Source organism: Rhizobium sp. 05L429 (assembly GCF_056397645.1).
On sequence record NZ_JBFTNV010000014.1, the window covers coordinates 94,663 to 117,616 of the forward strand.

Below are 22,954 nucleotides of genomic sequence, written 5' to 3' on the forward strand. Positions count from 1 at the left end.
AGCGGGCCAAATTATTGGGAAATAACAGGCCGGATCGCACGACGCGCCTTGTGGTGCATGGTTCTATCAGATGAAGCGCGCAGTACAGTCCGCATGCCAGACTGAGGTCGACGCCAAAAGTTCCCGGCGCTGATGACTATTTCTGCGGCTGTCTCGCTGGCTCGGCTGATGTCGAAGTCGCGCCGTCACCAGCGAAGGATCTTTCGGCCCAGCAGGAAGCCGGCTGCCGTCGCGACCAGGATGCCGATCGAATACCATGTCGCCAGAAACAGCGGGCTGTCGTCGGGGCAGTGCCAGGCATAGATGGCGGCTGCAATGCCGCCGGCGGCAAGGCCTGCCACCGCGCCGGCCGTGCCCGGATTTTCCGGAGCACCCTGGCGGATCGAATAGAGGATGGCGGCAAGCGGGGCGATTGAAAGGGTCGGCACGAAGAACAGGCAGAAGGCCGAGAAATGGCCCTCCATACGGCTCCCCCAGTCCGCCTGCGGCACGACGAAGAATTCGGTGACGATGCCGATGACGAGGACCGCCAGTGGCAGCACAAGCGCCATCGCCGCGGAGCGTAGCGAGAGCCCCGGTTTACCGATCCGGAAGGCGAGGCGTGTGGCGGTGACGGCGAGCAGAAGGGTGATGCCGAGTTTGAAGAGAACGCGCGGGGTCTCGATCATGTCGGCCATGTTTCTGCGGATGCCGATGGTCGAGATGAGCAGGACGGCGGAGATCACAACGCCGATCACGAGCGCGATCAGGAAGACGCGGCCGAAGCGGAGGCGGACGCGCGCATCCTTTGCCAGCATGTTGATCAGGTCATCCGTTTTCACGCGTGTTGCTCCGATAGAGGGCCGCCAATCCTTTGAGCGCCCTGTGCAGCGCCACTCGCACGGCGCCTTCCGTCATCTGTAGTCTCTCGGCCGTTTCCCTGATACCGGCGCCGCCGAGCGAGATCGACCGGACGATTTCGCGCTGCGGGTCGCGCAGACCGTCCAGCATGCGGTCGACATCGATGCGATCGGCTCCGTCTTCCTGATGGTCGGCCTCCAGCGTTTCCATCACATCCTCGATCGGCACGCTGACATGGCGGCCACGCCGGCGCAGGCTGTCGATCAGCTTATTGCGCACGATGGTCGACAGCCACGGGCCGATCGGCCGGGATGTATCCCAGGTCGCGCGCTTCAGGTGAACTGCCAGCAGCACTTCCTGCACCACGTCCTCCACCTCGCTCGGCGGGGCACCGAACTGGTCGCAGCGCCTGCGCGCGATAGACCGGAGGTAGGGTGTGACGGCCTTCAGGAAACGGTCATAGGCCGTTGCGTCGCCGGCCATTGCCGCGCGCATCCAGGCCGCCCATTCCTCTTCGCGGGCCGAATATTTCATCCGCTACTCACCTCTACGCACGGGGCCACGTGTTTGTTACCGTCATCCTGAAAATTTTGATGACKCGGCACGTGAGGCAGAGCCGGCGTCGGCGCCTATTGAGCGCATCGGCGGGCAATCGGCAAGAGCAGTGCGGCAACAAAGCGCAAAAGCCGCCCGGCTCGAAGAGCTGGGCGGTTGGCTGGAGCGGAGGGTCGTATCGACAGGTCAGCGATGGGCAGCGCCTGCGATGCGCGCGATCAGATGGTCGAGCGACAGGCGGCCTGGCCCGTAGCGCATTATGGCAAGTGCCATCGCCGCCCAGGTGATGTGGATCGGCCAGCCATCGGGCACTGTCAGTTCGACGATGCAGGTCATGAAGAGCAGGCCGAGACCGGCAAAGCGGGTGGCGAGGCCGAGCACGAGCAGGGTCGGGAAGATGATCTCGCCGCAGCCGGAGAGAAAGGCCATGACGGCAGGTGCCGGGAAGGGGTAAGGCCCGCCCGGCAGGTGCAGCATGAATTCCTGGCTGAAGAGATCGATCGCCGTATCGTTCAGCTGCAGGAAGCMATCCCATTTCAGAATGCCGGAGCGCCAGAAGGGAACAGCGAGCGCCAGACGGATGACGGCCTGGACAAGATCGGGCTGGGCGACGGCTCGGACAAGTCCGTCAGCCGTCGCCACAAGCCTCGCCAGCGGGGAGAGAGCGCCGTTGCGAGGCCCGTTATGAGGCCCATTGCGAGAAAGCGAGTCAAGCATATCAGACATCGGAAATCTCCAGTTCGATAGCGGAAAAGGCTCTGATATTGGAAAAGGCATGGGCCTCAATCATCTCGCCGATGGCGGCAGAGAGATCGAAAGCAGGCCAGGCATCGAGGCCTGCCGCGACGGCGGCCGCAAGGCATTCGCCCGATAGGAGCGCGTTGAAAAAGGCGGCTCCGCCTGGCGGCAGAAGACGCACGGTCACCTCGTCGTCGATGCGCGTGATCAGCCCGTCTTCCGGGCGATCCTCGACGCGGCCGACCGGTTCTGAGCCGCGGTTCATGGCGAAAATGGTGACGGCGGGATGAACCGATGAAAGCATCCGCGTTGCCGGATGCGGCCGGAATGTCACCGCGCCCAGATCCTCCTGCGGCACGGCCGCGAGCGCGGCGGCGCTCAGCGCCGGTGCATCGGCGGCGTGATAGGCATCCAGCCAGGCGCGCTCGATGCGCGCCACATCCGACAGCCAGGGCATGTCGGCCGCATATTCGTAGTGGTCGATGAAATCAGGGAAGTCCCGGCCATATTCGAAGAGCAGCCGCGAGGCGGGCGGTGTTTCGCGCACATGAAAGCGAGCCATGGCGCGGAAGAAATCCGTCCCGGTGATGCGCTCGACCGCTGGAAAGATTGATGACAGCGCCGCAATCAGGCTGACGGCGACATTGTTGCGGTAGACATCGTAGCGTTTCTCCGCCCGCTTGCCGCGCGGGCCGGTGACCAGATCAGGCGCCGGGGCATCAGGGGAAAGCAGGGCGGCCGAGAACTGGCCGGCGAAATCGGGTGTGCACCGGCGCATGGGCACTATGTCAGCCGAGCGCATGGGAGGTCTCCCGGTCGTGAGCGTGCCGATCGAGGATTGCCTGCGCGGCCAGCGCTTCGGCGCGCAGTACCGGCCAGTCGGGGATCCTGCTGTCCCATTCGATGAGCGTCGGGATCGGCCCGCATCTGGCAATGACGATCTCATAGAGCTGCCAGACGGCATCGGCGACCGGTCCGCCATGACTGTCGATCAAGAGAAGCTCGCCCTCGTCATCCTCCTGTTCGGCATGGCCGGCGAGGTGGATCTCGCCGACTTTGGCGAGCGGAAAGTCGCGCAGATATTCCAGCGCCGAAAAGCCGTGATTGGTGGCGGAGACGAAGACATTGTTGATGTCGAGCAGCAGGCCGCAGCCGGTGCGCCGCGATATCTCGCGAATGAAATCCGTCTCGCTCATCGCCGATTCCGCAAAGAGCACGTAGGTGGAGGGGTTTTCCAGCAGGATCGGCCGGCCGATGGCATTCTGCATCTCATCGACGTGATCGCAGACATGGGCAAGCGTCCGAGCCGTATAGGGCAGCGGCAGCAGGTCGTTCAGGTAGGTATCGACATGCGTCGACCAGGCAAGATGTTCGGAGACCAGCGCCGGCTCGTAACGGTCGACGAGGGCCTTGAAGCGCTGCAAATGCTCCTGGTCGAGCGGCTGCGGGCCGCCGAGCGACATGCAGACGCCATGCAGCGAGACCGGGTGGTCGCGGCGCACGCGTTCCAGTATGCGATGCGGCGGGCCGCCGGCGCCCATGTAATTCTCGGCGTGGATTTCGAAGAAGCCCTGCGGGCCGGTCTCCGCGGCAATGGCTGCAAGATGCTCCGGCTTGAAGCTGGTGCCGGCCTGGCCGGCTACGGGAAGTGTCGGAAAGCGGAGGGGGCTTTCCGTCGCCATGGGAAGGTTGGTTGTCACGGTGACGTTGGCCATGTTTGCCTCCGCTTTCCTGATTTGGTTTTATGCTCTGGTTTCGGGTGCTTAGATGTCGCGCGTCAGCGGCTTCAGCGAACCATGACGATCGCCCGGCAGATCAAGCGAGGCGCAGGTGCCGCCCTGGACGAATTTCCACGAGTTGCCCTGGAAGTCCTTCACCGAAGTGCCCTGGCATGTCGTGCCCGGGCCGCCAGCGCAATCGTTCTGGCCCTTCAGGGCGACGCCGTAGCACTTCTCCTTGTGGGCAGCGGTCGCAGCCGCGGCCTCGGCCTTTGTCAGCGGGGCAGCACTTGCCATCGTGGCGAGTGCTGAGGTGATTGCGCCGGCAAGAAGGGCGGTGCTGATGGAAGTCTTCAACATTGATAGTCTCCGTTGCTCGTAATGCCCCTGTTTCAGCGGGGCACGTCGGGGTATTCGCAAGGAGAGGGCTGGTTGTTACAGGCGGGGAGGTAACGAACGCGTGATGGCGTTTGGGCGMGCGGAGGCGGCCTTTCCCGCGCTATTCCGGCAACGGAATCTGCTTTGCCGGGCGCGATGATGGTGCTTATGCTGGTGCAATCATGCGTTCGATCCTACTTTGCGGACAGGCTTCGATATGTCGATCAAACCTCGAAACGTGCTGTTCGTGTGCAGCCAGAACAAGCTGAGAAGCCCGACCGCCGAGCAGGTGTTTTCCGTGCGCGAGGACATCGAGGTATCGTCGGCAGGAACGAATAATGATGCCTGCAATCCGCTCGATGCGGAACAGGTGGAGTGGGCCGACATCATCTTCGTGATGGAGAAGGCGCATCGCGCCAAACTCACCCGCAAATTCCGCAAGTCGCTGAATGGCAAGCGCATTATCTGCCTCGACATTCCCGATGATTACGAGTTCATGGATCCGATGCTGGTCAGCCTTCTGGAGCGCAAGGTTCCGAGGTATTTGTGAACGCGTTGCGCCGGCAAGGCGCATTGGTGTGAAGTATATTCCGCTTGAGGTCGGCACCAATTCTGCTGTGGCGACTACAGTTCGCCGGCGATATCGAAGATCAGCAGGCCGGGAGATTCGAGGGGGAGTTGGGCTTCCACTTCGCCCGCCGGGTTCAATACCGCCGTCGGCCCCCACGAAATGCGCCCATCGCGTTCTCCTGTCACGTCGGCGGATATGAGCCAAAGTCCGGTTTCCCGGCAGCGCTCGCCTCTGGCGGCATTGTGCATGTCCCGGAATTTCTCGGCATTGGCGCGCGGCATCATATTGTTGGCGCAGCAGACGAGGAGGGATGCGCCTGTGAGTGCGACCTTGCGGGCGGCCTMGGAAAAACCAGTGTCGTAGCAGATGTTGATGCCGAACCGCAGGYCATCGATCGTGAAGACAGGCGTCTCGGAGCCAGGCTGGAAGAACCTTTCTCCCTTGAGCAGATGCGCCTTGCGATATCGGCCGATCAGCTTGCCCTTTTCAATGACGACCGCAGTGTTGAACAACGCTTCGCCTTGCACCTCGATCATGCCCATGACGATCATGGGGCCGGCATCTGCGAGCCTGCTCATGACGGTTGCGAATGCCTGAGATCCGAGATCCATCGCAGCTCGTCGTGCCGCTTCGTATTCCGTCAGGTAGCCCTGCAGAAAACCTTCCGGAAAGCAGAGGAGGCGGGCGCCTTCCGCTTCGGCCTTACGGATCATGTGGAGCGCGCATGTCAGGGCGGCCTCGACATTTTCGCGATATTCCAGGGTTTGGGCGGCGGCGATGCGGACGGTTTTCATTCAGGGTTCCGGTTGCTCTCGCTATTATCCGTAGCCGAGCAGATGAACATTCGTCCACCACGATCATCCATGATCGCCTCGTCGAAATAAACACCGGCCCCGCCACAGAGCCGGCCAGGCCGAGGGGGATCGTTTCCGGGGAACGGGTGAAGCTGATGACTTGGCCGCGATGGACATGGATCATCTATCGGTCAGAGTTTCGAAGGTTTAAGATTCTCCGCGGAAAAGCGGGATGAAGGCGGCAGGGATGGATCGGCTGGATGCCATGCGCGTGTTGCTTGCCGTTGTCGATGCCGGCAGTTTGTCGGCGGGCAGCAAGCGGCTGAATGCGCCGTTGCCGAGCGTCAGCCGCAAGGTCGCGGAGCTGGAGCGGCTGCTTGGCGCCAGCCTCATCATCCGCACCAGCCGGAACCTGCAGCTGACCGATGCCGGGCGCGACTATGTCGAGGCTGCCCGCAAGATCATTGCTGACATGGAGGAGGCGGAGCGGCGAGCTTCCGGCGAATACCAGCGGCCGAGGGGAATGCTGACGATCACCATGCCGGTGGAGTTCGGCAATCGCTATGTGCTGCCGATCGCGCTTGGCTTTCTGGCGGAGCATCCCGARGTTTCCCTGAACATGCTGTCGCTCGATCGCACCGTGCATCTCGTCAGCGAGCAGGTGGATATCGCCATCCGGCTGGGCGCGCTGGCGGACAGCTCTCTCTATGCGGTGAAGGTTGCCGAATTCCGGATTCTGACCTGCGCGAGCCCCGATTATCTCAAGCGCTGCGGATCTCCGCAGCATCCGGGCGAACTGGCCGATCATGACGGGATCATCTTCAACAGCAGGACTTTCTTCTGGACCTTCGATATCGATGGCCGGCCGTTCGAAGTGGTCCCGCGCCGTCGCATCGAGGTCAATACGGCGGCGAACTGCGTTGCCGCCGCCGTTGGTGGGGCGGGCATCGCGCGGCTCTTCGACTACCAGATCCCCGACGAGCTTGTATCGGGTGCTCTGGTGCCTGTTCTCGGTGACTATGCGGGAGCGCCGCAGCCGATCCATATCGTCTATCCGCGGCAGGGCTTTCTGGCGCTCAAGGTGCGCTCCTTCATTGACTGGACGCTGCCCCGGCTGCGGGAGGCCTGTCGCAGTTACTGCTCAATCGAGTGAAGCGCGGACCTCCGCGACGACGCGTTCCGGCGCCTGCAGATGCGGATAGTGACCGATGCCGGGCAGTATATCGAGCGTGGCGCCGATCCTGCCTGACAATTCCAGGCCCATCCGCTTGTCGATATAGATGTCCTTTTCGCCCCAGACGATCTTCACCGGCGTCGTGAGCCTGCCGAGGTTAGCCTCGAGGAAATCCTGATCCCGCGTGAATTTCGAATAGTAGTGGTAGAAGGCATCGGCGGGGGTGAGGGTGCCGTGGCTCCAGCCGCGGATCATGTCTTCCTTCACGTCCGCGGCAAGATCGAACTGCTTATCGTCAGGCAGGCCGCGCCTGTAGGTGTTTTCGAGGATCTCGTCGCTCGTCTGGTTCATATAGGCGCGGGTTCTGGAAGCCGCGGGCTCCKTCTTCAGGTTCTGCAGGCTCTCATACATGTAATCAGGCCGGTTGAAGGGGGCGAAATCGCTGACGATGATGCGCCGTGCGATATCGGGTTCATCGAGGGCGAGAAGCAGCGCGGGCAGGGCGCCTATATCGGCGGCATAGATCGTCAGCTTCGATCGGTCGATGCCGGCCGTGTCGATATAGGCCTTCAGCACATCGGCATAATCACGCGGTGAATAGGAGAAGTTTTCGGCTGATGGCCTTGAGGACTTGCCGTAACCCGGCCAGTCAAAGGCATGCACCTCGAATTCGTCGCCGAGCGCGGCTGCGATATTGCTCCAGACGGCGGAGGTTTCGGGAAAGCCGTGCAGGAAGAGCACGGTGCCTTTCGGTGCTGGATTGTGCACGACGAGCCGCCGCAGGGTGATATCCCCGCCGATGGTGATGGTGCCGGTTTCAGGCTTTGCGGCTTCAGTCGTGCCGGCGCTTACCGGTGTAAGCGTGGTGCCCGTGATTGCGGCGGCGACGAGCAGTGTTCCAAGTGAGGATGTCAGCATGTCTGTTGTCCTTCCTCTCTGACGGCCGTGTCTGCTGTGGAGCCTGATGGCCGCGATCGGGGTGAATTCTCGACGATAGAATCGTGCATCGCGCCTGCCGTCGGTAGAGGGCAGTCATGAGAGTCTGCCTCTCACTTTCCCTCAGTACCGGGCGATCGGCACGCGCCGTACATCATCTCCATCCGCGGTGCCGGGGAATGGCCCGCGTTCAACGCAGGCAGCAGGCCGAGACCGTGCTGCCCCATGAAAGGACGATGAAACATGAACGATATGACCGTAAATCTGAAAATCGCCCAGCCCGAAAGGGTGCGCGGCCTGCCGGGGCATTCGACCGTCGGTACCGGCAATCTCGAGGCTGCGGGCGAATTCTACGACAAGCTCATGGCCGTCTTCGGCATCGGCCGTTTTCTGGTGCAGCCCGGCCGGGCGGTCTACTACGGCGAACGCACGCTGGAATTCGGCGTGGTGAAGCCCTTCGACGGCAGGCCGGCGAGTGTCGGCAATGGCGGCATGGTGGCCTTCGAGGCACGTTCCCGCGCAAAGGTGCGCGAGGCCTATGCAACGGCGCTGCGGGCCGGCGGCTCGGATGAGGGCGCGCCGGGGCCGCGGGGGGAGAATGGCGACGGCCCCTACTGCGCCTATTTCCGCGACCCCGAGGGTAACAAGTTCCTGGTCTATCGCGCCGGGCCGGACGAGGTCTGACAATCGCATCGGGTGGATTTCAGGCGCATAGTGTTCCGCGTCTGAAATGCGCCTGCGAATCTTCCGATGGAAAGGATGCATGTCATGATATCAGGACAAACAATCGAGAGACTAAGGATGTCACGGCGTTCGCTGTTGTTTGCGGGCACGGCAGCGGGGCTGACGGCGATGCTTTCGTCGCCTGCGGCTGCGGCCGATCCCGTCGATGCAGGCGCGCTCGGCGGCGAGATCCGCCCATTTCGGTCCGAGGTTCCAGAGGCCGCACTTGCCGATCTCCGGCGGCGGCTTGCGACCACGCGCTGGCCTGATGGAGAGACCGTGCGCGACCGATCCCAGGGTGTGCAGCCCGAGAGGCTGAAGGCGCTGGTGGACGAGTGGCAGTCTTCCTACGACTGGCGCAAGGCTGAGGCGAAGCTGAACGCTTTTCCGCAATTCGTGACCGGGATCGACGGAGTGGATATCCATTTCATCCATGTGCGATCGCGCCACGAGAATGCCCTGCCGCTGATCATGACGCATGGCTGGCCGGGATCGGTGTTCGAGCTGCTTGACGTGATCGGCCCGCTGACCGACCCGACCGCGCATGGCGGTGCGGCTGACGATGCATTCCATCTGGTGATCCCCTCGATCCCCGGATTCGGCTTTTCCGGCAAGCCTGCGGAAACGGGCTGGAACCCGCGGCGCATTGCGGCTGCCTGGGATGTGCTGATGAAACGCCTTGGTTATACCAGCTATGTCTCGCAGGGCGGCGATTGGGGCGCGATCATCAGCGATGCGCTGGGGCGGCAGGCGCCCGAGGGGCTGCTCGGTATCCATGTGAATAGGGTCGAGCGCGCCACGACCTTTCCGCCGGATGCAGCACAGGCGCTGATGAGCGGGGCGCCGGCGCCCGGCAGCCTGTCGCCGGAAGAGAAGGTCGTCTTCCAAGAGGCACGGGATTTCCTCAACAATGGTTTCGGCTATGCGGCGATCATGGGAACCCGTCCGGAAACGATCGGCTACGCGCTTGCGGATTCTCCCGTGGGGCTGGCGGCCTGGCTCTATGACAAGATCGCCGACTGGGTGTTTGCCCGCGGCGATCCCGAACAGGCGCTCGGCAAGGATGCCATTCTCGACAATATCACGCTCTACTGGCTGACCAATACCGGGCCTTCGAGCGGGCGCATCTATTGGGAGAATGTCGCCGCCGGCGCGAAGCTGGAACCCGTCAAGGTTCCGGTCGCCGTCACGGTCTTTCCAGGCGAGGTCTACAGGCCGCCGCGGCAATGGCTCACGAAAGCCTATCCGCAGCTCGTCTACTACAATGTGGCTGCAAAAGGCGGTCATTTCGCCGCCTGGGAGGAGCCTGATCTCTTCGCCGAGGAGGTCCGGGCCGCGTTCAGGACGTTGCGCTCATAAGGAGATCCGACTTCCGGAGATAAGAGCGGAACATCGAGCTTGTTCGTCCGTTTGCGGAGAGGAAAGACCTCGAGGAGGAATCCCAATGAGCAATCTCTATAACGACGGCGCCCCCGAATTCTCAGGGGGCGACGGCCACAGCACGCTGACCGCTTTCTTCGACAGCCGTAACGATGCCGAGAGCGCGATCGACCGGCTGAAGAATTTGGGTGTCACCGATATCAGAATGATGCCGGGATACGAAGCCGATGGCGACAAGGCCGGCGTTGCCGGCGACGACCGTGGTGGGTTCTGGTCGAAGCTGGAGGACTGGCTGTTTCCCGATGAGGACCGCTCGGTCTATGCCGAAGGCCTGCGCCGCGGCGGCTTTCTGGTCTCCGTCGGAGTTGACGATGCGACCTACGGTATCGCCCACGACATTCTCGACGACGAAGGCTGCATCGACATGGACGAGCGCGCGGACCTCTGGCGGGCGGAGGGCTGGGATATCAGCAAGTCGAACGAGGCCCTCGCAGCATCGCGATATGATGCAAGCCGGGCTCGTGACGATGACGCCGAGCGTGCCCGGCAGGCGAGTGCTGTGCAGGACGATATCTTTGCAGCCGATGTGGCCGGCGTAGCGCAGCCGATCGGGCGTCGAGGCGATCCAGCCTCGCCCGGAGCTCGTGCCGAGGATCTCGATGAAGGGGCCCCGCTCGATCAGGAACTGCGCGACGACATCCTGCCGACCGGACACCACCGCACCGTCGAAGAATCAAAGGAGCGTGCGGAGCGCGAGCTTCGGCAGGCGCAGGACGTCGACGGGATGCGGCAGGACCAGACCTTGCCGCGCGGGCGATAAGAGTTTGGTGCCGATGGCATTTTGAAACGGAAAGGCGCGTCGCTTTACGGCGCGCCCTTTTTGATGCTGTCAATGCGCCGTGCCGTCGACGATGACGTGGTCGTGATCCCTCGAGCATTTCTCGATGCGGGCGTGGATCTTGTAGACCTCGCGCAGCATGTCGACGGTGACCACATCGCGTGGCTCGCCGCAGGCACGCATGCGGCCGTTCTGGATGACCAGGACCTTGTCGGCAAAGCGCAGCGCCTGATTGAGATCGTGGATGGCGATCAGCACGAGCATGCCGCGCTTGCGGGCCTGGCGCTGCATGAAATCGAGCACTTCCACCTGCCGGTGAAGATCGAGCGCGCTGGTCGGTTCGTCCATCAGCATGATCTCGGGCTCGCGCACCAGCGCCTGGGCGATGGAGACGAGCTGGCGCTGGCCGCCGGAGAGTGCACCGAGATCACGGAAGGCAATCGCCTCGATGTTCAGCGCCCTCATGATGTCGTCGATCAGCCTGAGATCCTGGTCGCTGACGCCCCAGGACTGGCCCTGCTTGCGGGCCAGCAGGATTGATTCATAGACCGTCAGCACCGCATTGGCCGAGGTATCCTGCGGCATGTAGCTGATGGCGTTCCTGCTCTTTGCGCCTTCGACCAGCACCTTTCCCGGCCCTTTCAAGAGGCCGGTGATGCGCTTGAAGAGCGTCGACTTGCCGGCCGCATTCGGGCCGATGACGGCGACGACTTCACCCGATTTCAGCTTCGGCGTCGATACGTCTTCGACGAAGAGCTTGCGGCCGTGATAGGCGCCGACCGATTGCAGCTGAAGCGCTACCATGAGCGGCTCCTGTTCGAGAGAATGAGCGAGAAGAAGAAGGGTACGCCGACCAGCGCCGTGATGATGCCGATCGGGAAGACGACGCCCGGAATGATAGACTTCGAGACGATCGAGGTGACCGACAGCAGCAATGCGCCTGACAGAATCGAGCCCGGCAGGAAGAAGCGCTGGTCTTCGCCGAGGATCATGCGGGCGATATGCGGGCCGACGAGGCCGACGAAGCCGATCGTGCCGACGAAGCTGACGGGAACGGCGGCCAGCAGCGAGATGATCAGCATCGTTTCCAGCCGGATGCGACGCACATTGACGCCGAAGCTTGCCGCCTTGTCCTCGCCGAGGCGGATCGCCGTCAGCGCCCAGGCATGGCGGGCAAAGAGGGGCAGGGCGAAGAGCAGCACCGCAAGCGTGATCCAGATCTTCGGCCAGGTGGCCTTGGTAAGGCTGCCCATGGTCCAGAAGACGACGGCCGACAGCGCCTGTTCGGAGGCGAGATATTGCAGGAAGGCGAGGGCCGCATTGAAGGTGAAGACCAGCGCGATGCCGAGCAGCACGACGGTCTGCACCGAAACGCCGCGCGCCTGCGAGATGAAATGGATGAAGAGTGTCGCGACCAGCGCCATGATGAAGGCATTGACCGGGACCAGCAGGCCGGCGGCAACCGGCAGGATCGGCACGCTGGTGACGATGGCGAGCGCGGCGCCGAAGCTTGCGGCGGCTGAAATGCCAAGCGTGAAGGGGCTGGCCAGCGGATTGGCAAGGATCGTCTGCATCTGCGCACCGGCAACCGAGAGCGAGGCGCCGACGACGATCGCCATGACGGCGACGGGCATGCGGATATCCCAGACGACGGCGCGGATCTGCGCCGAGACGGAGTCGGGGTCGAGGAGGGCGGCCACCACCTCGTCGAGGCCGTAACGCGCCGGCCCCCAGGCGAGATCGATGGCGAAGGACAGGCAGAGCGCTGCCGTCATGGCAAAGAGGATCATCAGCTTGCGGCGGGCGAGGGCGCGATAACGCGCCCTGCCTTCCTCAGCTTCGATCGGCATGGCGGCGATCTCTGCCATGGTGCTTACTTTCCGGCCTTGGCGTCGACCCAGTAACCCGGCTGATAGGCGACCGGCAGAAACTTCTCGTGGAATTCCTTGAAGGTCGCATCCGGGTCGAGATCGGCAAAGAGATCCGGGTGGAACCACTTGGCCATCTGCTGCACGGCGACGAACTGGTAGGGGCTCGTGTAGAACTGGTGCCAGATCGCGTGAACATTGCCATCGGCAACCGCCTTGGAACCGGTGAAGGCCGGGTTCTGGACCAGGGCATCCAGCGCCTTGCGGCTGTCGTCGATGGTGGCGGCAGCGGCCGGGCCGACATTGACGAAATCCTTGGCGTCCTTGGTCTGGCTCCAGTTCGAGCCGGTGACGACGACGACGTCTGGATTGGAGGCGACGACCTGTTCGGCATTGATCGAGCCGGTATAGCCCGGCAGGAAATCAGAGCCGAGATTGTGGCCACCGGCCCAATCCACCATCAGGCCGAAATTGTCCGGGCCGAAGGTGCCGCAGCACTCCACGAGGCCGGCGGCGCGATACATGAAGACGTTGGGCTTCTTGGGGTTGGCTTCCTTCAGCTTGTCGGTGACGCGTGCCATCTGCTGCTTCCAGTAGGCGGCGACGGCTTGCGCACGGTCTTCATGGCCGAAGAGCTTGCCGAGGATCTCCAGGCTCGGCTCGGTATTGGCAAGGATGTGCTCACGGAAATCGATATAGACGATCTTCACGCCGATCTTGTTCAGCATGTCCTCGAGCTTGACCTCGTCTGCGGCCTTCTTGTTGCCGATCGGCAGCAGCAAGAGGTCGGGGTGGAGCGCCACGACCGTCTCGGTCTGCAGCGTGCCATCCGTCAGGTTGCCGAGGAAGGGCAGGTCCTTACCCCTCGGGAATTTCTCGACATAGGCGTTGAAGCCATCCTTGTCTGTTGTCCACAGGTCGTTGCGCCAGCCGACGATCTTGGCGAAGGGATCGTCCTTCTCGATCGGGGCGACGGCATAGAGCATGCGGCCTTCGCCGAGAATCACGCGTTCGACCGGCTTGTCGAAGGTGACTTCGCGGCCGGCCACATCCTTGATGGTGAAGGAATCGGCCAAAGCCTGGAGCGGCAGCAGGGCTACAACTGCAACTGCGGATAGTCTAAGAAAATTCGTAATATTCAACTGGAAACTCCCCCGGTCCTTGGTAATGTCCTGAGGCATAGAAAAACTGACTTTTGGAATCAAGTTTTATGTTTTAGAGCATTTCCAAAGTAAGTTCGGCGCCGGGGTGCAGATGATGAATACGATGAACACAAATTACTCCATTCGCGATGAAATCCGGGACTTCTGGTCGGAACGCGCAGCGACGTTCGACGAGAGTGTCGGTCACGAAATCTTTTCCGAAGCTGAAAGAAAAGGCTGGCAACGGCTGATCCGCAAGCATCTCGGCGAGGGGCAGGGGCGTGCGGCGCTCGATCTGGCCTGCGGCACGGCGGTGATTTCCCATCTCATGCATGGAGCAGGCTTCAAGGTGACCGGGCTCGACTGGTCGGATGCGATGCTGGCGCAGGCGCGCGCCAAGGCGAAGAAGCGCGGCACCGATATCCGCTTCGTCTCTGGCGACGCGGAAAACACCATGGAGGCAAAGGCGAGCTACGACGTGATCACCAACCGGCATCTCGTCTGGACGCTGGTCGATCCGCCCTCGGCCTTCCGTGAATGGTTCTCCGTGCTGAAGCCCGGCGGCAAGGTGCTGATCGTCGACGGCAACATGGGCAAGGAAACCTGGGTGAAGGGTCTGCAGAAATTCTGGACGAAGCTGACCGGCAAGGCGCCGGCGAGCCACATGAAGCCCGAAATGATGGCCCGCCATCAGGCCATCCGCGCGCGCGTCCATTTCTCCGAGCAGATGCCGGCTGAGGCGATCGTCGAGCTGCTGCGGCAGGCCGGCTTCGACAATATCGTCGTCGACCGCAAGCTCTCCGACATTCACTGGGCGCAGGCGCGCAAGATGCCCTTCCTGCGCGGGCTGGAGCGCATGGTGCAGGATCGTTTTGCGATCTGTGCGACGAAGCCGGTGGCTTAAGCCTTCACGAGCCCTTCGGCCCGAAGCGCCTTTTGAACCGACGGGCGGGATTGCACCCGCTCCTACCTGGCCTGCCGGTTCGACGGGCTCTGCGGGCTTGCCTCGGAAGAGGCAAGGCGACGGTGCGGCATTTCGATCAGCCATGCTACAAAATCGCTCCCGATCGGATGGATGGCTATATTTTGCAATTCTATTTTAAGGGACATAGTGCAGCAGGAGATGGCCGACTGCTGGCGCAAGAAGCTGGCGATGTCGATATGCCCCGCGTGCAGGAAAGGTGCAGTGGAAACTTGCGAGCGCGACGGCATAACCAATGCCGTGAGGGCAAGCGTAGGTCGCTCAGCCGTAGCTTGCCCAATTCAAACCTGCCTGGAGAGATCCGTTGACTTCGATATCAACCGCAATGCGCTCCGCCACTGACGCAGCGAAGGTTTTGACCGTCGAAGCCATTGTGGAAAATCGCCTCTACCCGCTCGCCTTGAAGGATGCTGCGCTGAAGCTTCTTGCCATGCACGATGCCGCGCCGCGTATCGTCCGCTATACCGCAGATATGAAACGATGGCTGCTGACGCAGTCAATTCTGGCTTTCCATTTTCAGCGTGTCACGTCGCCGTCTCATCCGGGCCTTACGGCCGCCAACCTGAACGCCTTCATCGCTAACAGAAAGGTTGCCAGCAAGAACACGGCGTTCGCGCATCTTGCAGAGATGCGCAATTACGGTCTCCTAGTCGATACCGGTGAAAGCGGGGACAGGCGCATTCGCCAGCTTAGAATTTCCGAGACTGCCGAAACCTTGATACGCGAATGGTTCAACGAACATCTGAAATCACTCGACATGCTCGATCAAGGCACGCGGCTCTCACGATCATCGGCCGATCGGCGCTTGCTCTGGTATGCGCAGCCGAGAATGGCCCAGAGCCTCTTTCACGATCCAGACTGGACCAGCCCTCCGCAGACGGTGGAAACTTTCGTTCGAACTGGTTCGGGCAGCAACATCCTGCACGACCTGATGTCTCGATTGGCGCCGGAAAAGGAGCTGGAAACGCGCATGCCTATCGGTCCTTTGCGCATCGGAGAATTCTTCAAGCGCTACGCCATCTCGCGAACCCACGCGCGGCGCCTTTTCGAGCGTGCCCATGTGCTTGAGGCTGGTGGATGGCACCTCTCCGGTGACAGCGGTGATTTCTGGCTTTCAGCCGAGCTGATCCTTGACTATCGACATTGGCAGGCGGTCAAGTTTGCCGCGATCGACGAGGCGTTCGAGTGGGCCTGTTATCAGGTGCCCGAGCCGACTGGCCGGCAACGAGCAGATTGAGCTCGTGGCGTGGTCGCAATTCGCGGCGGCAAGGTGCTGATCGTCGGCGGCAACATGGGCAAGGATAGCTGGGGTAAAGGTCTGCAGAATGTCTGGATGAAGCTGACCGCCGAGGCGCCGCCCAGCCACATGAAGCCCGAGATGATGGCCCGCCATCAGGCCATCCGCTCGCGCGCTCAGTTCTCCGAGCAGATGCCGGCGATCTGTGCCACCAAGCCGCTCGCTTAAACCTTCACGAGCCCTTCTGCCCGAAGCGCCTTTTGAACCGACGGGCGAGATTGCACCCGCTCGTACCAGGCCTGCAGGTTCGACAGGCCGTCAAAATGGATGTCGGCCCTGTAGTAGGAGGCGAGCCAGGGCGCTTGTCCCCAGCCGGTGAGTGCGAAAAGATAGGCGTCGGCAACGGTGAAGGTATCGCCCGATATATAGGGGCGGGTGGCGAGTTCGGCGTCGATATGGGCGTAACGCTTCTCGAGCTTCGGTCTGGCCGTTTCGACATAGGGGCCGGCAAGCCGCGCATAGAGCAGCGGAATGAAGCCCTTGTGGATTTCCGAGGACAGGAAGTTCAGCCATTGCTGCAGCCTGTAGCGCTCCATCGTGCCATTGGCCGGCGCCAGGCCGAGTTCAGGTTTCAGGTCGGCAAGGTACTGGACGATCGCCGGACCCTCGGTGAGAACCGCGCCGCCATCGAGTTCTAGGGCGGGAACATAACCAAGCGGGTTGACCGCCTCGAAATCCTCACCGTCGCTGAACCTGTGCGTCTTGTTGTCGACAGGCACGAGCTCGACATCGATGCCGAGCTCGTTGAGCACGATGTGCGGCGAGAGCGAGCAAGCGGCTGGCATATAATATAATTTCACGAGTTTTCCTTTTCGATTGCCACCAGGATTCTGGTTCGTTGCCAATCTAGAAAGGGTGGGATATTTTTTGAAGAAGGCAGTATATTGTGGTGTAGGTACATATTTTATACCGGGAGAATTCCGCATGAAGGAAAGCATCACCAACTGCACCGTCGAGGAGGCGATGCGGCTGCTCGGCGGCCKATGGCGGTTGCTGATCGTCTATTTCTTGCTCGATGGTCCCAGGCGCTTCAACKAGCTGCGCCGCTGCGTGCCGGGTATTTCGCAGCGCATGCTGACGCTGGATCTGCGGGCGTTGGAACAGGCGGGGCTGATCAGGCGCACGGTGTTTGCGACGGTGCCGGTGACGGTCGAGTATCAGCTGACCGAGGATGGGAAGCGGCTCGTTCCGGTGGTGAAGGTGATGCAGGAGTTTGGGACGTGGCTGCTGGAGCGGGAGGCGGCTTCATAACGGTCTTGGTCTCGGTCGTTCTTGCCAAGGCGAGTATCCGCTGGCGCGTGTGGCCCGCTCATCCGCCCTTCAGGCGCCTTCTCCCCAAGGGGAGAAGGGATATGCCGTACCGTTTCCACGCTCTCGAAGGCGTCGTGCGGCAAGTCCCCTCTACCCAGCGGGGAGAGGGCTAGGGTGAGGGGGCCACACGCTCCAGCTTTTCTGCTGGAAGGAGGCAGTTATTCGGCCTCGATCTCCTCCGGAATAAACCCACCCGTCTGCCGCCTCCAGAGCCGCGCGAACAGTCCGTCGCCTTCGATCAACTCCTCCGGCCGGCCTTCCTCGATGATGCGGCCGTGATCGAGCACGACGATGCGGTCCATGCTCGATATGGTCGACAGGCGGTGGGCGATGGCGATGACGGTTTTGCCTTCCATCACGAGATCGAGCCGTTCCTGGATGGCGGCTTCGGATTCGCTGTCCAGCGCCGAGGTTGCCTCGTCGAGCACCAGTATCGGCGCGTTCTTCAAGAGCACGCGGGCGATCGCCACGCGCTGGCGCTGGCCGCCCGAGAGCTTGATGCCGCGGTCGCCGACAAAGGCTTCGTAGCCCTTGCGGCCTTCGCTATCGGCAAGATCGGCGATGAAGACATCGGCGCTCGCCATTTTCGCGACGGCCTCGATCTCCTCCCTCGCGGCTTCCGGCCGGCCGTAGCGGATGTTGTCGCCGACCGAGCGATGCAGCAGCGCGACATCCTGGGCGATGACGCCGATGGCGCGGCGCAGGCTGGATTGGGTCACCGTGCGGATATCCTGGCCGTCGATAAGGATCGCGCCATTCTCGATGTCGTAGAAGCGCAGAATCAGGTTGGCGAGTGTCGTCTTGCCGGCACCCGACAGGCCGACGAGGCCGACCTTTTCGCCGGGCCGGACCGTCAGCGACAGATCGTCGATGACGGACCTGCCGGATTTGTAGGCGAAGCGGACATGTTCGAAACGGATTTCGCCTGATGTCACCGCAAGCTCTTTCGCATCCGGCCGGTCGGTGATGGTGGGCGGCGTCGTCATGACGGGCATGGCATCCTTGATCGTGCCGATCGCCTGGAAGATCTGCGAACCCATCTGCAGGAATGTAAACGTGTGACCGGACAGGCGGGTCAGAACATAAACGGCACCGGTGAATTCGCCGATCGTGACGAAGCCGTCGACGAGCCCTGTAAAGCCGATCGACAGAATGGCCAACCAGTGCATCATGTTGAGGACGACAACGATGAGCTCCGCGGTCCGGTAGATGCGCTGTTCGCTTTGCTGCGCCTTGATCGCCTTGCCGATGATGCCGCGGATGGCGCCAGCCTCGCTGTCTTCGGCAGCGAATTGCTTCACCATCTGCATATTGGCGTAGAGATCGGTGATGGCCCCGGAAATCAGGCTGCGGCGCTTGGCGGAGAGGCGTGCGCGCTCGGTGAAAACAGGAGCCAGCCTGACGGCGAACAGGACGTWGAGCGTGATCCAGATGATGGTCGGCAGGGCGAGTTGCCAGGATAACGCGCTCAGAAGGATGACGGAGCCCACCATCTGCATCACGAAGCGCGGGATGGACTGGAAAGCCGAGATGACCTGCTGCTGGACGGCGGAAGCCACCTGCTGCAGGCGCGAGGCGACCTGGCCGGCATAGAGATCGTGGAAAAAGGCGAGGTCCTGGCGCTCCACGGCCCTGTGGCCCTGCCACTGGATGGCGGCAGGCATGCCGATGCCGAGCGTGTGCGAGGTCAGCGTGTTGACGAGGAAGGAGGCGACCGGAATGGCGGGGAAGAGCATCAGACCGAGAAGGGTCAGCAGCCGCCAGTCGTTTTGCAGGAAAGCGCGGGCGCCCTGTTGCGTCACGCCGTCGACGATGACCGACAACCCCCAGACGATCGTCAGATTCATGGCCTCGATCGCCATGGTGGAAAGGGCCACCGCAATCAGCACGCCGCGAAACATCGAGATGAAGTGCAGAAGCACAGTCACAGGTCCCTTGGACGGCAGAGGCCGGTAAGGGATATCGAGCGGTTGGATCAGGCGTTCGAAGGGGCGGTAGATCGCATCTGAAATCGACATAATCGACGTGAAGCCTCTTGGGTCTGACATCGGAGAAGGGCGGGCGTATCACGCGACGCAGGCCGCATGGAATCATCTTCCGGCTGCAATCTCAATTAGAAATTTTGGAAAAGTGTGGGCGGAGGGAAGTGTGTTACCTYCGGAAGCCACGCCTCAACGCGACTGCGCAACGCTRCCTTGCTGGAAGTGCTCGCCGGCAGCGTCGATCTCGACCCAACAATGTTTCGACCGCTCGAAGATCGATTTGGCGGGCGCCGGGAACTGGCTGGCGTCGGTTAGCGCTCCCAGCGCCACGCCGATCATGGAGGGCAGGTTCTCGGCCTTCCAATAGACCGACGAGCCGCAGTTCGGGCAGAAATGGGAATGCACCTTTCCTCCGCTTGCCGCATCGCGCGTGTATTGCTTGTCCGTTCCGGAGATAGTGACGGCTTCGACCGGGTAGAAGGCACCGGTGCCGAAGGGGGCGCCTGTTCGTCTCTGGCATTCGATGCAGTGACAGGCGATCACCGCACCTGGTTTATCCGGCAGCGTCAAGGTGAGCGCGCCGCAGCTGCATCGGGCGTTGACCATCGGGATACTCCTGTTTCCTGAGGGGATTGAAAGTCGGGATTTTTGGGAAGATGCCGGGTATGCGCCGGGCTGAATTCGGTCAGCATGAAAAGGCGGCAGGCGCCATCCGTGAGCGGAAGGATCAAGCTGGAATAGGCAGACTGTATTCGAAGCGCGTTACGCTCGCAAAGCCGATGCCTGTGGAACAGGCCCGGCTGTTGTTCGAGGGATCGGACCGGTCAACTGCCCTGGCGTCGCGATCTGTTGCAGTTGCCTCAGCCGCGGCGGGCCGCTTCGATGGCGGCGACGTCGATCTTGCGCATGGTCATCATCGCGTCGAAAGCGCGCTTTGCCTCGGCTCCGCCTGCCTGCATCGCTTCCATCAGTACGCGCGGGGTGATCTGCCAGGAGACGCCCCATTTGTCCTTGCACCAGCCGCACTCGCTTTCCTGGCCGCCATTGCCGACGATGGCGTTCCAGTAGCGGTCGGTCTCTTCCTGATTTTCCGTCGAGATCTGGAAGGAGAAAGCCTCGCTGTGCTTGATCGACGGGCCGCCATTCAGGCCGATGCAGGGGATGCCGGCAACCGTGAAGTGGACGACCAGCACGTCTCCCTGTTGGCCGGCCGGATAATCTCCGGGCGCGCGGTGGATAGCGTCGACCGTGGTGTCCGGAAAGGTCTCGGCATAGAAGCGGGCGGCTTCCTCGGCGTGCCTGTCATACCAGACGCAGATGGTGTTCTTGTTCATTGCGCGGTCCTTTGCTGTTTTCTCCCTGATGGCAGTGACATAAGAGGCAAACGGGTTTTCTCCAGCCCAGGCACGTTATTTAAAGCCAGCGGCGGCTATCCCCAAAACCATGATTTGTTGACCTCGGTTCTCGCCTCGGAAGGGCTGACGCCGATATCGCGAAGCTGATCGTCGGACAGGCATGAAAGTACCAGCCGCTCGCGGCGCTTGCTGAAATAGAGATTGAGGTGCTTCAGGCAGCGCCGCGCAATGCTGCCGCTTGGGGCGCGATCCATTGTCGTTGGCAATTCCACATCGGTCGTCATCGAGCATCTCCAGCATTCGTCTTGGATGCCTCAAAATGCACTGGCGCGTTCCCGTGAGGAAGCTTATGGTTTTAATGCAATCCATAAGGAATTCTTTTGATGCTGAATCTGGACCAGCTTGCCGCCTTCGTCAGCGTCGTCGATCTCGGCAGCTTTACCGCCGCCGCCGAGAAGGCTGGGCTGACGCAGCCTGCCGTCAGCCTGCAGGTCAAGCTTCTTGAGCAAAGGATGGGGGTGCGGCTGATCGAGCGCGTCGGCCGCCGGGCGCAGCCATCGGCTGCGKGTGTCGAACTGCTGGCCCATGCGCGCCGGATTCTCGGTGAATGCGCGGCGGCCGAGGAAGCGATGGCGCCCTATAGGGAAGGGGCCGTGGGCCGCGTGCGGATCGGCAGCGGCGGCACGGCCTCGATCCATCTGTTGCCGCGGGCGATCGCTGCTGCGAAGAAGCGCATGCCGGGCCTGGAAATCCTGGTGCGTGTCGGTAATACCGATGAGATGGTGCGCGATCTCGAAACCAACGCCCTCGATATCGCCGTCGTCACGCTGCCGGTGTCCGGCCGCTCCATCGAGATCGAGCCCTTCTACGAGGACGAGCTTGTCGCGGTGGCGCCCAAAGGCAGTGTCATGCCGGAGGGCGGGCCGACGCCTGATTTCTTCAAGGACAAGATCATGATGCTCTATGACGGCGGCAATACGCGGCTGGCGACCGACGGATGGTTCGAGGCCGCCGGCATCAGGAGCCAGCCGACAATGGAGTTCGGCAGCGTCGAGGCGATCAAGGAACTGATCGCCGCAGGGCTCGGATGGTCGGTACTGCCGGGGCTTGCCTTGAAGCGCGACCGGGCCCGGTTCGTGACGTCACCCGTTCGGCCGCCGCTGGTGCGCCAGCTCGGCATGGTCATCCGGCGCGACAAACATCTGACGCGGGGACTGCGCGAGGTCATGAAGTGCCTGCGTGCGGCTGAGGCGTAACGGGCTGTTGCCTAAGCTGTCATGCGGCGGCGCCGAGGGCGCTTTGTTCGGCACAGATGCGATCGACCAGAGCATCGAACTCGCCTTTCGGAGGACGGGCTTTGGCGAAACGCTGCTTGAGGTGCATGATCGGCTCGGCCAGGATTTCATCCAGGCTTTCGGCGCAGKTGAAGTCGCCGGCGACGCTCTTGACCTTGGAATTATCGAAAATCGCCGTCCAGGCCTTGTCGCCGGTCAGCGGGCCGATCCATTCCGGATTGTACCTGACKAGCGTGTCTGTCGGCACATGGACGATCTTTGCCTCGACGCCCAGCAACCTTGCGATCGCCTTCTGGATATCGTCCCAGATGTGGGCGTGGTCGTTGGTGATGTGGAAGATATCGCGTAGCGCCTTCTGCTTGCCGAACAGGCCGACGAAGGGCACGGCGAAATCGACCGAGCGGGTCAGCGTCCAGGGCGTATGACCATCACCGGCGACAATGGTCGGCTCGCCGTCCAGCATGCGCCGCGCCATGACATCGCTGTCGCCCATCATGATCGGCAGGCCGGTGCGAACGGTGTGGCTGGGGCGGACGATCGTCCAGGCGAGATTGTCGGACTTCTTCAGCAGCTCCTCGCAGGCGATCTTTGCCTGGCTGTAGGGCCAGTAGGGATTTATCGCCGGTGTCTTCTCTTCTGATATCACATAGTGGCGTGCCGGCTTTTCATAGACCGAGGCCGACGAGATGAAGATGTACTGGCCGCAATGGCCCGAGAAGATATCGATATCGCGGGCGATCTGATCCGGTGTGAAGGCAATGAACTGGGTGACGACATCGTAATTGGCCTTGGCAAGATCCGCATAGGCCGATGATCCGAGCTCGCCAACGATGGAGGTCACGCCCGCGGGCAGCGGATCGCCCCTCAGGCCGCGGTTAAACACGCTGACTTCATGGCCTTGAGCCACGGCGCGCTCGACGCAGGGATAGGAAATCTGGCCGGTGCCGCCGATGAAAAGGATCTTCAAAGCCATGAGGGGATCTCCGTGTCGGATGAGGCAGGATTATCGATAATCTTCATAGCGCGAAAGAGAGGGGCCGTCTTCTGCAAAATCGCGGCCGCCTGTTATGACGCAGC

26 protein-coding genes and 1 pseudogene are annotated in these 22,954 nt (G+C 62.0%); 10 read left to right on the top strand and 17 right to left on the bottom strand.

Going from position 1 to position 22,954, the window contains the following annotated elements; genetic code table 11:
• Positions 1-185: 185 nt before the first annotated feature.
• From AC1DNW_RS16850 to AC1DNW_RS16875, 6 genes are all read right to left on the bottom strand, one after another.
• The gene (locus tag AC1DNW_RS16850) at positions 186-821 is read right to left on the bottom strand and encodes an NrsF family protein (protein WP_477853693.1); all 636 of its coding nucleotides are present in this window, start codon (positions 819-821) and stop codon (positions 186-188) included.
• On the bottom strand, positions 808-1,374 hold the full coding sequence (locus AC1DNW_RS16855) for a sigma-70 family RNA polymerase sigma factor (RefSeq protein WP_113311083.1): 567 nt from the start codon (positions 1,372-1,374) through the stop codon (positions 808-810). Before AC1DNW_RS16855 ends, AC1DNW_RS16850 begins: the two co-directional genes overlap by 14 nt.
• 207 nt (positions 1,375-1,581) lie before the next feature.
• A complete protein-coding gene (locus AC1DNW_RS16860; RefSeq protein ID WP_477853695.1) occupies positions 1,582-2,121 on the bottom strand; it encodes a DoxX family protein in 540 nt (179 codons plus the stop codon).
• Positions 2,114-2,935 (bottom strand): HvfC/BufC N-terminal domain-containing protein, encoded by an 822-nt coding sequence (locus AC1DNW_RS16865; RefSeq protein ID WP_113311082.1) that lies wholly within the window; start codon positions 2,933-2,935, stop codon positions 2,114-2,116. The genes AC1DNW_RS16860 and AC1DNW_RS16865 overlap by 8 nt, the downstream gene beginning before the upstream one ends.
• Entirely contained in the window at positions 2,922-3,848 is a 927-nt protein-coding gene (gene bufB, locus AC1DNW_RS16870; protein ID WP_477853698.1) for an MNIO family bufferin maturase, read from the bottom strand. Before bufB ends, AC1DNW_RS16865 begins: the two co-directional genes overlap by 14 nt.
• Positions 3,849-3,896: 48 nt before the next feature.
• Positions 3,897-4,211, bottom strand: coding sequence for a BufA1 family periplasmic bufferin-type metallophore (locus AC1DNW_RS16875; protein ID WP_113299292.1), 315 nt, complete (start codon positions 4,209-4,211; stop codon positions 3,897-3,899).
• 235 nt (positions 4,212-4,446) lie between these two features.
• On the opposite strand from AC1DNW_RS16875, the gene AC1DNW_RS16880 reads away from it, so the two are divergent.
• A complete protein-coding gene (locus tag AC1DNW_RS16880; RefSeq protein WP_113299383.1) occupies positions 4,447-4,779 on the top strand; it encodes a low molecular weight protein tyrosine phosphatase family protein in 333 nt (110 codons plus the stop codon).
• A 74-nt stretch (positions 4,780-4,853) separates the two neighbouring features.
• Here the strand turns inward: AC1DNW_RS16880 and AC1DNW_RS16885 are convergent, their stop codons facing one another.
• Positions 4,854-5,594: a carbon-nitrogen hydrolase family protein gene (locus AC1DNW_RS16885; RefSeq protein ID WP_477853700.1), complete on the bottom strand. Its 741-nt coding sequence runs from the start codon at positions 5,592-5,594 to the stop codon at positions 4,854-4,856.
• 247 nt (positions 5,595-5,841) lie between these two features.
• Between AC1DNW_RS16885 and AC1DNW_RS16890 the strand changes: the two genes are divergently transcribed.
• Positions 5,842-6,747 (top strand): LysR family transcriptional regulator, encoded by a 906-nt coding sequence (locus AC1DNW_RS16890; protein WP_113299382.1) that lies wholly within the window; start codon positions 5,842-5,844, stop codon positions 6,745-6,747.
• Here AC1DNW_RS16890 and AC1DNW_RS16895 read toward each other — a convergent pair.
• Positions 6,736-7,686: an alpha/beta fold hydrolase gene (locus AC1DNW_RS16895; protein WP_477853702.1), complete on the bottom strand. Its 951-nt coding sequence runs from the start codon at positions 7,684-7,686 to the stop codon at positions 6,736-6,738. The two genes, AC1DNW_RS16890 and AC1DNW_RS16895, sit on opposite strands and share 12 nt — an antisense overlap.
• A gap of 261 nt (positions 7,687-7,947) precedes the next feature.
• Here AC1DNW_RS16895 and AC1DNW_RS16900 point away from each other — a divergent pair, with 261 nt between their 5' ends.
• The 3 genes from AC1DNW_RS16900 (at position 7,948) to AC1DNW_RS16910 (ending at position 10,627) form a co-directional block, all read left to right on the top strand.
• Entirely contained in the window at positions 7,948-8,388 is a 441-nt protein-coding gene (locus AC1DNW_RS16900; RefSeq protein ID WP_113311079.1) for a VOC family protein, read from the top strand.
• Positions 8,389-8,505: 117 nt separating this feature from the next.
• Positions 8,506-9,786: an epoxide hydrolase family protein gene (locus AC1DNW_RS16905; RefSeq protein WP_477853704.1), complete on the top strand. Its 1,281-nt coding sequence runs from the start codon at positions 8,506-8,508 to the stop codon at positions 9,784-9,786.
• A gap of 85 nt (positions 9,787-9,871) precedes the next feature.
• The gene (locus AC1DNW_RS16910) at positions 9,872-10,627 is read left to right on the top strand and encodes a hypothetical protein (protein ID WP_477853706.1); all 756 of its coding nucleotides are present in this window, start codon (positions 9,872-9,874) and stop codon (positions 10,625-10,627) included.
• 69 nt (positions 10,628-10,696) lie between these two features.
• Here the strand turns inward: AC1DNW_RS16910 and AC1DNW_RS16915 are convergent, their stop codons facing one another.
• From AC1DNW_RS16915 to AC1DNW_RS16925, 3 genes are read right to left on the bottom strand one after another with little or no spacing between them, the layout of a single operon-like run.
• A complete protein-coding gene (locus AC1DNW_RS16915) occupies positions 10,697-11,449 on the bottom strand; it encodes an ABC transporter ATP-binding protein (RefSeq protein WP_113311077.1) in 753 nt (250 codons plus the stop codon).
• Positions 11,443-12,513 carry a FecCD family ABC transporter permease gene (locus AC1DNW_RS16920; protein WP_113299286.1) on the bottom strand — a complete coding sequence of 357 codons (1,071 nt, stop codon included), beginning with the start codon at positions 12,511-12,513 and terminating at the stop codon, positions 11,443-11,445. The genes AC1DNW_RS16915 and AC1DNW_RS16920 overlap by 7 nt, the downstream gene beginning before the upstream one ends.
• A 5-nt stretch (positions 12,514-12,518) precedes the next feature.
• Complete coding sequence (locus AC1DNW_RS16925) at positions 12,519-13,655, bottom strand: ABC transporter substrate-binding protein (RefSeq protein ID WP_477834526.1); 1,137 nt, start codon at positions 13,653-13,655, stop codon at positions 12,519-12,521.
• A gap of 115 nt (positions 13,656-13,770) precedes the next feature.
• Here AC1DNW_RS16925 and AC1DNW_RS16930 point away from each other — a divergent pair, with 115 nt between their 5' ends.
• The 3 genes and pseudogenes from AC1DNW_RS16930 to AC1DNW_RS16940 all read left to right on the top strand — a co-directional run.
• Positions 13,771-14,559: a class I SAM-dependent methyltransferase gene (locus tag AC1DNW_RS16930; RefSeq protein WP_113299284.1), complete on the top strand. Its 789-nt coding sequence runs from the start codon at positions 13,771-13,773 to the stop codon at positions 14,557-14,559.
• A gap of 382 nt (positions 14,560-14,941) precedes the next feature.
• Positions 14,942-15,874, top strand: a complete 933-nt coding sequence (locus AC1DNW_RS16935; RefSeq protein WP_477853708.1) for a hypothetical protein — start codon at positions 14,942-14,944, stop codon at positions 15,872-15,874.
• A gap of 24 nt (positions 15,875-15,898) precedes the next feature.
• A pseudogene (locus AC1DNW_RS16940) lies at positions 15,899-16,075 on the top strand (SAM-dependent methyltransferase); the annotation flags it as partial.
• A gap of 23 nt (positions 16,076-16,098) precedes the next feature.
• On the opposite strand, the gene gstA reads toward AC1DNW_RS16940, so the two are convergent.
• Positions 16,099-16,734 (bottom strand): glutathione transferase GstA, encoded by a 636-nt coding sequence (gstA, locus tag AC1DNW_RS16945; protein WP_113311075.1) that lies wholly within the window; start codon positions 16,732-16,734, stop codon positions 16,099-16,101.
• 124 nt (positions 16,735-16,858) lie between these two features.
• Between gstA and AC1DNW_RS16950 the strand changes: the two genes are divergently transcribed.
• Positions 16,859-17,185: a winged helix-turn-helix transcriptional regulator gene (locus tag AC1DNW_RS16950; protein WP_477853709.1), complete on the top strand. Its 327-nt coding sequence runs from the start codon at positions 16,859-16,861 to the stop codon at positions 17,183-17,185.
• Between the two features lie 218 nt (positions 17,186-17,403).
• Here the strand turns inward: AC1DNW_RS16950 and AC1DNW_RS16955 are convergent, their stop codons facing one another.
• From AC1DNW_RS16955 to AC1DNW_RS16970, 4 genes are all read right to left on the bottom strand, one after another.
• Positions 17,404-19,263: an ABC transporter ATP-binding protein gene (locus AC1DNW_RS16955; RefSeq protein ID WP_477853711.1), complete on the bottom strand. Its 1,860-nt coding sequence runs from the start codon at positions 19,261-19,263 to the stop codon at positions 17,404-17,406.
• A 153-nt stretch (positions 19,264-19,416) separates the two neighbouring features.
• Positions 19,417-19,833: a GFA family protein gene (locus AC1DNW_RS16960; protein WP_113311073.1), complete on the bottom strand. Its 417-nt coding sequence runs from the start codon at positions 19,831-19,833 to the stop codon at positions 19,417-19,419.
• Between the two features lie 254 nt (positions 19,834-20,087).
• Positions 20,088-20,561, bottom strand: coding sequence for a VOC family protein (locus AC1DNW_RS16965; protein WP_113311072.1), 474 nt, complete (start codon positions 20,559-20,561; stop codon positions 20,088-20,090).
• A 95-nt stretch (positions 20,562-20,656) separates the two neighbouring features.
• Positions 20,657-20,866: a YjiS-like domain-containing protein gene (locus tag AC1DNW_RS16970; protein ID WP_113299277.1), complete on the bottom strand. Its 210-nt coding sequence runs from the start codon at positions 20,864-20,866 to the stop codon at positions 20,657-20,659.
• 99 nt (positions 20,867-20,965) lie between these two features.
• On the opposite strand from AC1DNW_RS16970, the gene AC1DNW_RS16975 reads away from it, so the two are divergent.
• Positions 20,966-21,838 carry a LysR family transcriptional regulator gene (locus AC1DNW_RS16975; RefSeq protein WP_477853713.1) on the top strand — a complete coding sequence of 291 codons (873 nt, stop codon included), beginning with the start codon at positions 20,966-20,968 and terminating at the stop codon, positions 21,836-21,838.
• 19 nt (positions 21,839-21,857) lie between these two features.
• On the opposite strand, the gene AC1DNW_RS16980 is transcribed toward AC1DNW_RS16975, so the two are convergent.
• Positions 21,858-22,850, bottom strand: coding sequence for an SDR family oxidoreductase (locus tag AC1DNW_RS16980; protein WP_477853715.1), 993 nt, complete (start codon positions 22,848-22,850; stop codon positions 21,858-21,860).
• Positions 22,851-22,954 lie beyond the last annotated feature (104 nt).

Bases quoted from the DNA above. Each gene is read 5' to 3' on its own strand.
- AC1DNW_RS16905 (WP_477853704.1), top strand. From the start codon at position 8,506: ATGTCACGGCGTTCGCTGTTGTTTGCGGGCACGGCAGCGGGGCTGACG.
- AC1DNW_RS16965 (WP_113311072.1), bottom strand. From the start codon at position 20,561: ATGAACAAGAACACCATCTGCGTCTGGTATGACAGGCACGCCGAGGAA.
- AC1DNW_RS16855 (WP_113311083.1), bottom strand. From the start codon at position 1,374: ATGAAATATTCGGCCCGCGAAGAGGAATGGGCGGCCTGGATGCGCGCG.
- AC1DNW_RS16910 (WP_477853706.1), top strand. From the start codon at position 9,872: ATGAGCAATCTCTATAACGACGGCGCCCCCGAATTCTCAGGGGGCGAC.
- AC1DNW_RS16880 (WP_113299383.1), top strand. From the start codon at position 4,447: ATGTCGATCAAACCTCGAAACGTGCTGTTCGTGTGCAGCCAGAACAAG.
- bufB (WP_477853698.1), bottom strand. From the start codon at position 3,848: ATGGCCAACGTCACCGTGACAACCAACCTTCCCATGGCGACGGAAAGC.
- AC1DNW_RS16875 (WP_113299292.1), bottom strand. From the start codon at position 4,211: ATGTTGAAGACTTCCATCAGCACCGCCCTTCTTGCCGGCGCAATCACC.
- AC1DNW_RS16915 (WP_113311077.1), bottom strand. From the start codon at position 11,449: ATGGTAGCGCTTCAGCTGCAATCGGTCGGCGCCTATCACGGCCGCAAG.
- AC1DNW_RS16920 (WP_113299286.1), bottom strand. From the start codon at position 12,513: ATGGCAGAGATCGCCGCCATGCCGATCGAAGCTGAGGAAGGCAGGGCG.
- AC1DNW_RS16930 (WP_113299284.1), top strand. From the start codon at position 13,771: ATGAATACGATGAACACAAATTACTCCATTCGCGATGAAATCCGGGAC.
- AC1DNW_RS16865 (WP_113311082.1), bottom strand. From the start codon at position 2,935: ATGCGCTCGGCTGACATAGTGCCCATGCGCCGGTGCACACCCGATTTC.
- AC1DNW_RS16900 (WP_113311079.1), top strand. From the start codon at position 7,948: ATGAACGATATGACCGTAAATCTGAAAATCGCCCAGCCCGAAAGGGTG.
- AC1DNW_RS16970 (WP_113299277.1), bottom strand. From the start codon at position 20,866: ATGACGACCGATGTGGAATTGCCAACGACAATGGATCGCGCCCCAAGC.